9 protein-coding genes are annotated in these 12,328 nt (G+C 45.7%); all 9 read left to right on the top strand.

Annotated elements, in window-relative coordinates; all coding sequences use genetic code 11:
- The first annotated feature begins 197 nt into the window (after nucleotides 1–197).
- The 9 genes from IEW11_RS08265 (at nucleotide 198) to IEW11_RS08225 (ending at nucleotide 12,280) form a co-directional block, all read left to right on the top strand.
- Nucleotides 198–1,175 carry a LacI family DNA-binding transcriptional regulator gene (locus tag IEW11_RS08265; protein ID WP_188530574.1) on the top strand — a complete coding sequence of 326 codons (978 nt, stop codon included), beginning with the start codon at nucleotides 198–200 and terminating at the stop codon, nucleotides 1,173–1,175.
- Nucleotides 1,176–1,352: 177 nt separating this feature from the next.
- On the top strand, nucleotides 1,353–2,693 hold the full coding sequence (locus tag IEW11_RS08260) for an ABC transporter substrate-binding protein (protein ID WP_229725035.1): 1,341 nt from the start codon (nucleotides 1,353–1,355) through the stop codon (nucleotides 2,691–2,693).
- Nucleotides 2,694–2,781: 88 nt separating this feature from the next.
- Nucleotides 2,782–3,666, top strand: a complete 885-nt coding sequence (locus IEW11_RS08255) for a carbohydrate ABC transporter permease (protein ID WP_188530573.1) — start codon at nucleotides 2,782–2,784, stop codon at nucleotides 3,664–3,666.
- Nucleotides 3,666–4,493 (top strand): carbohydrate ABC transporter permease, encoded by an 828-nt coding sequence (locus IEW11_RS08250; protein ID WP_188530572.1) that lies wholly within the window; start codon nucleotides 3,666–3,668, stop codon nucleotides 4,491–4,493. The genes IEW11_RS08255 and IEW11_RS08250 overlap by 1 nt, the downstream gene beginning before the upstream one ends.
- Nucleotides 4,494–4,514: 21 nt before the next feature.
- Nucleotides 4,515–5,972, top strand: coding sequence for a glycoside hydrolase family 32 protein (locus IEW11_RS08245; RefSeq protein WP_188530571.1), 1,458 nt, complete (start codon nucleotides 4,515–4,517; stop codon nucleotides 5,970–5,972).
- Between the two features lie 187 nt (nucleotides 5,973–6,159).
- Nucleotides 6,160–6,372, top strand: coding sequence for a cold-inducible protein YdjO-related protein (locus IEW11_RS08240; protein ID WP_188530647.1), 213 nt, complete (start codon nucleotides 6,160–6,162; stop codon nucleotides 6,370–6,372).
- Between the two features lie 204 nt (nucleotides 6,373–6,576).
- A complete protein-coding gene (locus tag IEW11_RS08235; protein ID WP_188530570.1) occupies nucleotides 6,577–8,769 on the top strand; it encodes an alpha-galactosidase in 2,193 nt (730 codons plus the stop codon).
- 204 nt (nucleotides 8,770–8,973) lie between these two features.
- Entirely contained in the window at nucleotides 8,974–10,734 is a 1,761-nt protein-coding gene (locus IEW11_RS08230; RefSeq protein WP_188530569.1) for a sensor histidine kinase, read from the top strand.
- Nucleotides 10,727–12,280 carry a response regulator transcription factor gene (locus IEW11_RS08225; protein WP_188530568.1) on the top strand — a complete coding sequence of 518 codons (1,554 nt, stop codon included), beginning with the start codon at nucleotides 10,727–10,729 and terminating at the stop codon, nucleotides 12,278–12,280. The genes IEW11_RS08230 and IEW11_RS08225 overlap by 8 nt, the downstream gene beginning before the upstream one ends.
- The last annotated feature ends 48 nt before the right edge of the window (nucleotides 12,281–12,328 follow it).

Below are 12,328 nucleotides of genomic sequence, written 5' to 3'. Positions count from 1 at the left end.
ACAAACTATAATAATGAAGATTATAGAAATGTATAGTATGAGCACATGGAGCATTCCTCTCTTTCAATGGAGCGGGGATGCTCCCCGCTTGAGGGCTGAATTCTCGCATAATACTCAGGAACAATGTTTAAATGCTTGTTAAAATAATGAATAATAGGCTATATTGATAAGAAAATAAAAATGATAACGGGGGATTTATGGCTACGATTCATGATGTCGCAAAAAAAGCGGGCGTCTCTGTTACGACTGTCTCCCGGGTATTAAACAATCGGGGATACATTAGTGAGAAGACTCGCAATAATGTGTTTCGAACGATGGAAGAGCTCAATTATCAACCGAATGAATTAGCGAGATCGCTTCTTCGCAAGCAATCCAACTTGATCGGGTTAATCATTCCGAACGTGTCCCATCCCTTCTTTAGCGAATTAGCCAGTTATGTCGAATATTATGCCTATCAACAGAACAGCAAGGTTCTTCTGTGCAATTCACATATGGATCCTGTTAAGGAGAAGGAATATATCGAAATGCTGAAGCGCAACCGGGTGGACGGGATTATTATGGGAAGCCACACGCTTGAGGTGGATGAATATCGGAACCTGAACTCACCTATCGTAACGATCGACCGGCAGATTGATGAGAATATTCCTTTTATCTCTTCAGATAATTACCGTGGCGGCCAGCTCGCAACAGAACTGTTAATTCAGAAGGGATGCCGTAAAATTGCCCATATCTGCGGGAATTTGAAATTGAACATGCTCGCGAATCAACGGACCCAAGCCTTTGAAGAGCTAACGGGCCGCCATAATATTGAGCATGTTACGATTCAGACGGATATGAACGTATTCGATCAAAAGCAGTACGAGCACATTATCCATACCTTGCTTCAGGAGCACCCTGATGTGGACGGCATTTTCTCCACAAGTGACATTATTGCAGCTTTTGCGATTAAAGAGTGCGTCAGAGCCGGGAAGCGAATTCCGGAAGACGTTCGAATTATAGGTTATGACGATGTAAATGCCGCAAATTGGATTGTGCCCGAGATTACAACGGTGAAGCAGCCGATTGAAGAGATTGGACGCCTTGCAATTGAATTAATCCGCAAACAGCTTGAGGATGAAAGCTTCGAACGGCAAAATATTCTTCCGGTTAAATTAATCGAAAGAGCAACCACTTAACAGCATATCCAGATCCAGTAAGAGCCGAGATCCTTTGGTGGACAAGGCTTTTTATTTGTAACAATTATGTCAAAGCTTTGACATGTCAAACGATTGACATATAAATATTGATAATTTATAATAAACTCGTAAGTCATTTACAAACGCTTTCAAAACAAAAAACTTGGGGGAACGAACGTGAAAAAATTCAAAGGTCTTCATGTATTGCTTTTGGCTCTTGCAGTTATGTTAGTTGTCTCTGCTTGCGGTAACAACTCGGCTGCACCATCGAACGAAGGCGCAGCAAGCTCGAATCAAACAAACGCTTCTTCGGGCTCTGAGGTAAAGATTTCATTGCTTAACTCCAAAGGCGAGATTCAACTGCAGTTGGAAGAAGCAGCAAAGGCTTTCAAAGAAGATTATCCGAACATCACACTGGAGATTCTTCCTACAGCAGCAGGCCAATCTCCATTTGAAAGAGCATCGGCATTGTACGCAGCAGGCAATCCTACGACAATCACAATGCTTGATACAGGTGACGTAGAGAAGTTTAAAGATCGCGTGTTGGATCTGAGCGGTGAAAAGTGGATGGAAGATGCAGTTGAGAGAAGTGTTGATCTGACAACTTTCGACGGCAAAAACCTGGCCTTCCCTCTGGCGATTGAAGGTTATGGTTTTATCTACAACAAAGCTGTAGTTGACAAAGCAGTAGGCGGTTCTTTCGATCCTAATTCAATCCAAACAAGAGATGATCTTGAAAATTTATTTAAACAAATCGAAGCTTCCGGTGTAGCACCGCTGATCATTTCCCCAATGGACTGGTCGCTTGGCGCACATTACCTTGCTTTGGCATATGCAGGCCAATCCGAGGATACAGCTGAAGTTGCGAAATTCATCGAAGATTTGAAAGCAGGGCAAGTTGATCTGGGCAGCAATGCTGTGTTCAACGGTCTGATTGATACATTTGATGTTATGATGCAGTACAACATTGACAAAGCATCTCCATTGGCTGGAACTTATGAGCGTGGTCCGGAAGTGCTTGGTAAAGGCGAAGTAGGCATCTGGTTCCAAGGCAACTGGGCATGGCCGCAAATCAGCAGCTTTGATACAGCTGACGGACAATACGGATTCTTGCCGATTCCAATCAGCAACAATGCAGAAGATTTCGGCAATACCCAAATCTCTTCCGCTGTATCAAAGCGTCTAGTTATTGATAAAGAGAAAAGCACGCCAGAACAGCAAGAAGCGGCTAAAACATTTTTGAACTGGATGGTTTATGAAGAGAAAGGCCAAGATTTCTTGGTAAATAAAGCAAACATTATTCCAGCATTCAGCAACATTACGCTGGAAGCTCAAGATCCGCTTGCGGCATCCATTCAGGACTACATTTCCCGTGGTAAAACGCAAGATTCCATGAGCACAATGCCGGCAGACCATTGGAGCAAAGTAGGCGCTTCGATGCAGAAGTACTTGGCTAAAGCGGGAGACCGTGCAACATTGGTGAAAGAAATTGAAGATTACTGGAAATCAGTGAAGTAATTCACTGCGGAAAGAAGCTGCCTGAGTCCCCGGATTCAGGCAGCATTTACGCTTGAAAGACATTATTTAAGTTAGAGAGGGATCGTTTATGATTGCAGAAAAAGGTGTCTGGCGGCAACTAAGAACCCGACTTTTATTTACCGGACCCACGCTATTTGCATTTATTACTGTAATGATCATCCCGTTTTTTTACGGTATTTATTTAACCTTTACGAACTGGGATGGTATTGCCACTACACAAGAGCTTGTCGGTTTTCAGAACTACGGAGAGGTTTTTAGAGACACTGCTTTTTGGCAATCATTTTATTTAACGTTGAAATACGTGCTGTTTTCCGTTTTGTTTATTAATGTGGTAGCATTCGCACTGGCCTATGTGCTGACAAGCGGCTTGAAAGGCCAAAGCTTATTCCGCGCAGGATTTTTTGTTCCGAATCTGATTGGCGGGATCGTGCTCGGCTTCGTATGGCAATTTATTTTTTCAAATGTACTTGTCTATTTGGGAAAGCAAGCCAGTATCCCGATTTTTAGCACCTCTTGGCTCGCAGATCCGAATAAAGCTTTCTGGACGCTTGTCATCGTAACGGTATGGCAATACGCAGGTTATATGATGGTTATTTATGTTGCCGGATTAATGAGCGTACCTAAAGACATCATGGAAGCTGCCAGTATCGACGGAGCAAGCGCTTGGCGGAAATTGCGCACGATGGTGCTGCCGCTCATGATTCCTTCCTTCATCGTATGTGTATTTCTTTCGCTGCAGCGTACGTTTATGGTTTACGACCTTAATATCTCGCTTACCGAAGGCGGCCCATTCGCAAGTACGAAGATGGTATCTATGCATGTTTATGAGAAAGCCTTCTTATCCAGGGATTATGGCGTCGGTCAAGCCGAAGCGTTTGTATTGTTCTTGCTTGTGGCCACCATTACCTTGATTCAAGTTTATTTCAGCAAAAAGATGGAGGTGGAAGCATAATGGTAGGCAGTAAAGCGTCATCGCCATTAATTAAGCTGATCCTTCTGTCCGTCGGTCTGTTTTTATTTATTTTCCCTTTCCTGTTATTGATTGTTAACTCATTCAAAGAAAACAGAGAAATCACATCGAGCCCTTTGTCGCTTCCAACCGGCTTTAGCCTGGTGAATTATCAAAGCGCTTTTGAGAAAATGAACTATTTAGCCGCTTTCTCGAACTCATTAATCATTACTGTACTTAGTGTGCTGATCATTTCGTTGTTTGCTTCGATGACGGCTCATTATTTTGTGAGAAATAATACGAAGTTTAATCAATATACATTTTTGATTATGGTTGCTTCGATGATTATCCCTTTTCAGGCCATCATGATTCCACTCGTTAAAATCTACGGCTCGCTGGGCATGCTGGACAGCAAATTTTCGTTGGTTTACATGTATCTCGGCTTCGGAAGCTCGCTTGCGATTTTCATTTACCACGGATTTGTAAAGAGCATTCCTGCTGAGCTGGAAGAAGCGGCTATGATCGATGGCTGCACGCGTACGCAGACCTTCTTCCGTATTGTATTTCCGGTGTTGACACCGACAACGGTAACGATCGCGATATTGAATGTTTTATGGATTTGGAATGATTTCCTTTTGCCTTCACTCGTTCTGGTGGCGCCCGATGAGAGAACGCTGCCGCTATCAACGTTTTATTTCTATGGAACCTACTCTGTCGATTACGGCCCGATGATGGCGGGATTAATGCTGACCATTCTTCCGGTTTTGATCGTGTATCTATTTGCGCAAAAGTATATCATCAAAGGAGTTATGCAAGGCTCCATTAAATAAATCGTAAGGATAGGAGAACTTATGACATATACATTAGAGAGAGCCGACCTTTTTATTTCTGAAAATAAACATTTACTTCGGCAGGATTACCGGCTCAATTATCATCTGATGAGTGAATTGAACTGGATGAATGATCCGAACGGGTTTGTTCATTATAAAGGGCAGTATCATATGTTCTATCAGCATTATCCCTATAAACCCGTATGGGGCCCGATGCATTGGGGTCATGCGGTAAGTACGGATCTGATGAAGTGGGAATATCTCCCGGTCGCATTGGCTCCCGATCAGCAGTATGACAGGGACGGCTGCTTCTCAGGCAGCGCGATCGAAAAAGACGGAAAGCTCTATTTGATGTATACCGGACATATTATGACGGGTCCTAACAAAGAGAAGGACTATTACCAGCTCCAAAACCTCGCTGTTTCGGATGACGGTGTCCGGTTTACGAAGGTTGATGTTAACCCGGTTATTGATGTCAAGCAAATTCCGGATGGAGCCAGCGAGAAGGATTTCCGGGATCCGAAGGTATTTGAAAAAGACGGAAGCTATTATGTTGTTCTTGGTTCGAATGATGGGCAGGGCAATGGGATTATTCTCCTTTACCGTTCTAATGATTTGTTTCAATGGTCATTTGCAGGAGAAATCGCGCGAAGCGACGGCAGCTTGGGCGATAACTGGGAGTGTCCGGATCTATTTGAGCTTGAGGGCCGCGACATTCTAATCATGTCTCCTCAACGGATGCCTGCGCAAGGCAATGATTATCATAATCTGCACTCAACCACTTACATGATCGGCAGCTTGGATACGGATAAAGGGAAGTTCAGCTATAATGAATACCGCCCTGTCGATTATGGATTTGATTTTTATGCGCCTCAGACGACTGTTGATGATAAAGGCAGACGGATTGTGATGGCCTGGATGGAAACCTGGGAGACGGCTATTCCGACGCAGGATGGACATCATTGGGCAGGAGCGATGACGCTTCCGCGGGAAGTGAAGCTTAGTGGAGACCGGCTGGTCTTCGAACCTTTAGAGGAAGTGAAAGCATATCGTTCTAATCCCTACGAGGCGCACAGCATCGCAATGGATGGACTTCAAGACCTGGATATATCAGGTGACAGCTATGAACTGCAGGTTGTTTTTGAAGCACAGCAAGCCGAAGAGTTTGGCTTAAAGCTCCGCGTCCATGGGGAGGAAGAGACAGTACTGTCTTACCGTCCGGGTGACCGGCTGTTCCGGTTTAATCGGGATAAGGCGGGAGCCGGCTTGGGCGGAGAACGCAGATGCGATGTTGAACTTGAAAACGGCCTGCTTGCACTGCGGATTTTCGTGGACAAATCATCGGTAGAAATCTTCATCCAAAACGGTGAAAAGGTTATGACCGGACGTATTTATCCTGGACAGCAATCGATTGGCATCCAAGCCTTTTCCAACGGGGCCTGCCAAATCCAATCGCTGTTGAAATGGGATATTAAATAAGCAGTAAGAGATAAGTCCTAAAGCAAGCGGAAGGCCCGGGATTATTTCCCGGGCTATTTTTCTGCCTCATAAGTCCCGCTGGTAAAGCAGCATGGCGTACTTTAAGGCGTGATTGCCATCTCCGGTACTTAAAAGGGATTGTATCTTGTTAGATTCATGCGGTAAAATAACGAAAGTGAACGGAGGTATGGACTTGTCTACAGATGCAGAAATTAAACCCGAATTATTACCAACAAAAATTTACAAATGTAAAAGTCCTGATTGCAAGGCATGGGTAAGAGAAGAATTTGCGACAGAGCAGCAAAGCTGCCCGATCTGCAAAGGACCGATGCTTCGCAGCATCCGGCATCTTCCGCCGATTGGCAAACCGAAAAAGAAAAGGGCAAGCAAAAGTAAATGAATGTGAAGATCCACGCTTCCACGAGGCGTGGTTTTTTCTTACATACAAAGAAATGATCTTCGCTGCGTTACAAGAAGAAATCCTACATTTGTCCATGCATCACTTTAAATTTTCCATTCCCAAAAACATAAGGGAACTGTCATAATTATTATAGTAATACTAACATCATGTCTGATTACAATTTACGGTTGGAGGAGTTTTGTTATGGGCATTCTTTATGATGAAAAACAACAAATATTTCATCTGCAATCCAAAGATACAAGTTATGTGTTCCAGATCGTTAATGCAGGTTATCCTGCCCATTTATATTGGGGACGCCGAATTCGCGGATTACAGCAATTAGACCGGTTGTTGGAGCTGAAGCAGCGGGGTTCGTTCAGTCCTAGCACCGATCCTGACCAGTTGAGTTTCTCATTGGACACCTTACCGCAGGAATATCCGGGCTACGGCAATTCAGATTTTCGGATGCCAGCTTATCAAGCGATGCTCGCTAACGGTACGACGGTTACGGATTTGCGATATGAATCGCACACGATTCTCGAAGGAAAGCCTGAACTTGCCGGGCTTCCGTCGACCTATACTGAACAAGATGATGAAGCGCAGACGCTCGAGCTGACTTTAAAGGATGCATTAACCGGATTAACTGTCGTTCTTACTTACACGGTGTTTGAACAATATGATGTTATTGCCCGATCAGCTAGAGTAACGAATAACGGCCAGGAAACACTGCAATTACAGCGGGCGCTCAGCATGAGCCTTGATCTGCCTACTGATCGCTTTGAAATGCTTCATTTGTCCGGCGCATGGGCGCGTGAGCGTTATGTTCACAAACGCCGTCTTGAGCCAGGCCTGCAGGCGATTGAAAGCCGCCGCGGTTCAAGCAGCCATGTGCAGAATCCGTTTGTCGCTTTGATGGCCGAAGGCGCAGATGAGGATCACGGCGATGTGTATGGCATTAATCTGGTTTACAGCGGTAATTTTATCGCCGGAGTCGAGGTAGATCAATTCTATAATTCACGACTGTTTATGGGCATCAACCCATTTGATTTCAACTGGAGACTTGAACCGGGCGAGGACTTCCAAACGCCGGAAGCGATCCTGGTCCATTCCTCCGATGGTCTTGGAGGCATGTCGCGGAGCTTCCACGATCTCTACCGTTCAAGGCTGTGCCGCGGCAGCTTCCGGGATCGGACAAGACCGATTCTGGTCAATAACTGGGAAGCGACTTACTTTGACTTTAATGCGGATAAGATCGAATCCATTGCAAAAGCCGGCAAAGAGCTGGGCATTGAGCTGTTCGTGCTTGATGACGGATGGTTCGGCAAACGGGATAACGATACGACCTCTCTTGGTGATTGGTTTGTCGACCGCAACAAGCTTCCTAATGGGCTGGAGGATCTGGTCAGCAGAGTCCGCAGCCTTGATATGCAGTTCGGGTTATGGTTCGAGCCGGAAATGGTCTCGCCAGTGAGTGAGCTGTACAAGGCGCATCCGGATTGGTGTCTGCATGTGCCGGACCGCAGACGGACACAGGCGCGTGATCAGCTGATTCTTGATCTGTCGCGTCAGGATGTTCAGGATTATATCGTTGGCGCAGTATCCGATATTCTCTCAAGTGCGCCGATCACCTATGTGAAATGGGACATGAACCGCAACATGACGGAGATCGGTTCGGCGTTACTGCCGCCTGAGCGCCAGCGCGAAACGGCGCACCGCTATATGCTCGGACTGTACTCCGTGCTGGAGCGAATAACTTCCGCGTTCCCTGACATATTGTTTGAGAGCTGCTCGGGCGGCGGCGGCCGTTTCGATGCGGGCATGCTCTATTACATGCCCCAAACATGGACAAGCGACAACACGGATGCGATCTCGCGCCTGAAGATCCAATACGGTACAAGCATTGTTTATCCGATCAGTTCGATGGGCGCGCATGTGTCGGCTGTTCCAAATCACCAGGTGGAACGGATCACACCGCTTGAGACAAGGGGCAATGTCGCCTTATCCGGCAACTTTGGTTATGAGCTTGATCTGACCAAGTTCTCCGACGAGGAGAAAGAGACGGTAAAAGGCCAGGTGGCATTGTATAAGGAAGTCCGCCATTTGGTGCAGTTCGGCGATTTTTACCGTTTGCTCAGCCCGTTTGAAGGCAATGATACGGCATGGATGTTTGTCTCCAAAGATAAGAGCGAAGCCTTTGTGATCTATGTTTCTGTGTTAAAAGAGCCTTATGCGGCACTAGGCCGTTTCCGTTTGAAAGGCTTGGATCTTGCCAAGGATTATCGCTTGGAGAATACGGATGCGATATACAGCGGCGACGAGCTGATGTATGCCGGCATACCGACGCCACAATTCAAGGGCGACTTTGAGAGTAAGGTGTATCGCTTTACAGCGGTATAGAATGATGAAAGCAAATCCCCCACTCGCTATGTATCAGCGAAATTGGGGGATTTATTTTTTGTGCGCATCTTACAGTATTTCCAAGCCCTCCATACGCAATTCTCTTGACGAGCCGTTTGATGTAAGGTAAAAAGAAAGAACAACGATACAGATTGGATCGACTCTGATAGGAGGATGACTCTGATAGAAAAAAGGAGGATTGTTTTGAACATTGGAATGAAAGCGTTCTATTCTGATTTGCGCATTAAATACAAGCTGATCATCCTTATATCGATCATCATGTTTATTATTGGCGCGGTTACTTACTCGATGCAGCAGTATACATTCGAAGCATATGACAATGAAATTTATCTGCAATCTGCAAGCGCTTTAAACAACGCGTCGTTAGGGATAGAAAATGAGCTGAGAAGGCTGGAGAAATTGTCGTTTAATATCGCAACAGACGCATCGATCCAATCCTATTTGACGATTATTAAGCAGGGCGGCTCCGACTACGATAACTTCTTAACCGCAGCAAAGCTCCGCGAGCGCATGTTTTTTTTGGGCGGGCTTGAGAAGTATGTGTTATCGCTGCAGATCATTGATGCTTACGGCAAGGAGTATACAAACGGAAACAATGCGATTACATCCACCCTCGGGCGAATCGAGCAGATAAGAACGGAAACGGCAAAAAATACGGGCGGCATCCGCTTTATCGTTCCCGATCATTATGATTCAGCCCTTATTGCAGGCCGGGAGATCAGGAAAGTGCCGAATCTGGAATTATCGTATTTAGGCAACATATCCATCCGCATCGATGTGAATAAGCTGTTTCAGGATTTTGCAGGTGGAATGGGGAGAAACGGGGCCCGCTTTACGATATTGGAAGGAAACCAGCTGGTATATTCTCTGCATGACTCTTTAGGGATCGAGAAATTGGGGATGAATTTGTCCGGGAAGCGCGGATATCAAATTTTGCCGATAGGCGGGAAGAAGCATTTCATCACCTATGTTCCCTCGGAATATACGAACTGGACGTATCTGAATATCATCCCGTTTAATGAGATTTTCAAAGAGACGGAATCGGCCAAACGCACCGTTTTCATCATTTATGGCATGATCTATCTGGTAGTTATTTTATTCTCATTAGCTTTTGCCAGGAGAATTACTGGGCCGATTGAGCGTTTGAACAGTAAAATGAGAAGAGTCCAGCTAGGAAATTTCGAATATGTGGAAGAGCCTGGGGACCGTGAAATATCCAAGGATGAAGCAGGGCAGATGCAGCGTAACTTCCGAATCATGGTGCAGCGGATTGAAGAGCTGATCAGAGAAAATTATGTGAAGCAGATTGCGATCAAGGATACAGAATTCAAAGCGCTGCAAGCCCAGATCAATCCGCATTTCCTGTATAACACGCTGGAAGCCATTAATTGGTCGGCCAAGGCGGCGGGCCAGCGGCAGATTTCCCTTATGGTTGAGTCGCTTGGGTATCTGCTGCGCAGTTCGATCAGCAATAAGGAAGCGTTAATCACTTTGGAAGAGGAATTAACGATAATCAGAAACTATATTACGATTCAGAAGATTCGTTTTGAGGAACGTTTGGATTTCGTTCAGGTGATTCCGCCGGAATTATCCCGCTGCCTGATTCCCAAGTTTTCTCTCCAGCCGCTCGTTGAGAATGCGGTCAATTACGGTTTGGAGCAGATGATCGAAACATGCCGCATTCGCATCGAAGCAAAACAGAAGGAGGGCTGCTTGTTCATTACCGTATCCGATAACGGTCCAGGGATGGATCAAGAATTTTTGGAAAAGCAGCGTGCAGGGCAAACCGAATCGAAGGGAACTGGAATCGGACTGCGCAATATTGATGAACGAATTAAGCTGTTGTTCAATGATAACTACGGTATTGAGATCAAAAGCGAGAGAGGATCGGGAACTCAAGTGACCCTGCGCCTTCCGGTAGAAATGAGGGATAGCGATGTATAAAGTGCTCTTGGTTGACGATGAACGAATTATTTTAGAGGGCATTGCTGCCATTGTGGACTGGTCAACATATGGTACAGAACTGATCGGGACAGCCCGCAACGGGATCGAAGCGATGGCGTTTATCGAGCAGCACCGGCCGGATATTGTAATCAGCGATATCAAAATGCCCGGGATGGACGGGCTGCAGCTGGTGGAGCATGCCAAAACGCTGCTTCCGGAGATTGAGTTTATCATGCTTTCGGGCTTTGGTGAGTTCGACTATGCGAAGAAAGCGATGCATTATGGTGTGAAACATTATCTGCTGAAACCTTGCAGCGAAGAATTGATCGGACAAGCGATCGCAGAAGTGGTTGACGATCTGCAGGAAAAGCAAAGCAAGCAGTTGTTTCTGGATAAGCTTCAAGCAGAGCTGATTAAAGTATTGCCAAGCGCCAAGGAGCAATTTTTGAAGGAGCTGGTCACCAATAAAATGTATGGGCGGCGGGAATGGGAGCAATACCGCAGCCTGTTTGGGATTTCAGTCCAGAATCGGAAGGTTAGGCTGCTCCTTTGCCAGTTGGAGGGCGAGTTTGAATTTGAGCATTTATTTGCCCTGAAAAATATTGCGGAGGATATTTTGACCAAGCAACTGCTTATTCTGAGCACCACAATGGGCAATCATGTACTGCTGCTCGTCAATGATTTCTTTGAAGACGAACAGTTATTGGCGCTGCTCGGGACGGTTAAACAGACGTTCACCGATTATTATAAATTGGATGCTACGATCGCTGTCAGTGAGCCGGATGACATTACGAAAGCGCGGTATATGTATCTTGATACATTAAAATGCTTGAAGCATCGGTTTTATTTAGGCGAAGGAAGCTTAATTACGGTCAAAGATATAACAATCCCGGCAGATCAGGATGTAAAGCCGTTTCTGTATGACGACGGGACATTGTGCATGCTTGTCAAATCGGGAGACTGGGAAGGGGTTCGGCAGGAGCTGGACGAGCTGTTCAAGGTTCTGTCGGAGCAGCGCATGATGGACAACTCGATTAAGGCTGATCTTATTCCGATCTACATCGCAATGATTCGGCAGGCGGATCCGCAGGAGACGGGCATCTATCTTAAAAGTTTGGCAAAGCTCGATGCAATGAATACCTTGCATGCGCTTCGTGAATTCATCGAAGAGACTGCAAAGCGCATTTGCACGGCCAATTACGAGAATCAGCGCACGAGACATACCGGCATTATTGCGAAGGTAATGGATATCATTGATGAGAATCTGGGCAATCCTTCTTTATCGCTGCAATGGGTAGCCGGCGAGATCCTGTACATGAACGCGGACTACCTGGGTAAGTTGTTCAAAAAAGAAACGGGCGAGAAATTTTCAAATTTTGTCATGAGGTCGAGAATGGACAAAGCGATCGAGCATATCGGCGAGACGGAGGATGTCAAAGTATTTGAGCTGGCCGAAATGTTGGGCTTTGGCGACAATCCGCAATATTTCAGTCAAGTATTCAAAAAATATACCGGCTTCTCGCCATCGGAGTACAAGAAAGCGTGAAATTTTGTGAGGTCTCCCTGGGAGACCTCTGTTTTTTAAACAAAATAG

The organism is Paenibacillus abyssi (assembly GCF_014640295.1).
Taxonomy (GTDB): Bacteria; Bacillota; Bacilli; order Paenibacillales; family Paenibacillaceae; genus Paenibacillus_D; species Paenibacillus_D abyssi.
Note: the sequence above shows the minus strand (reverse complement) of the source record. Positions and strands in the feature narration are given on the sequence as shown.

Excerpts from the sequence above, each read along its gene's own strand:
- IEW11_RS08255 (WP_188530573.1), top strand. The coding sequence starts at position 2,782 with ATGATTGCAGAAAAAGGTGTCTGGCGGCAACTAAGAACCCGACTTTTA.
- IEW11_RS08240 (WP_188530647.1), top strand. The coding sequence starts at position 6,160 with ATGGACTTGTCTACAGATGCAGAAATTAAACCCGAATTATTACCAACA.
- IEW11_RS08245 (WP_188530571.1), top strand. The coding sequence starts at position 4,515 with ATGACATATACATTAGAGAGAGCCGACCTTTTTATTTCTGAAAATAAA.
- IEW11_RS08225 (WP_188530568.1), top strand. The coding sequence starts at position 10,727 with ATGTATAAAGTGCTCTTGGTTGACGATGAACGAATTATTTTAGAGGGC.
- IEW11_RS08235 (WP_188530570.1), top strand. The coding sequence starts at position 6,577 with ATGGGCATTCTTTATGATGAAAAACAACAAATATTTCATCTGCAATCC.
- IEW11_RS08265 (WP_188530574.1), top strand. The coding sequence starts at position 198 with ATGGCTACGATTCATGATGTCGCAAAAAAAGCGGGCGTCTCTGTTACG.
- IEW11_RS08250 (WP_188530572.1), top strand. The coding sequence starts at position 3,666 with ATGGTAGGCAGTAAAGCGTCATCGCCATTAATTAAGCTGATCCTTCTG.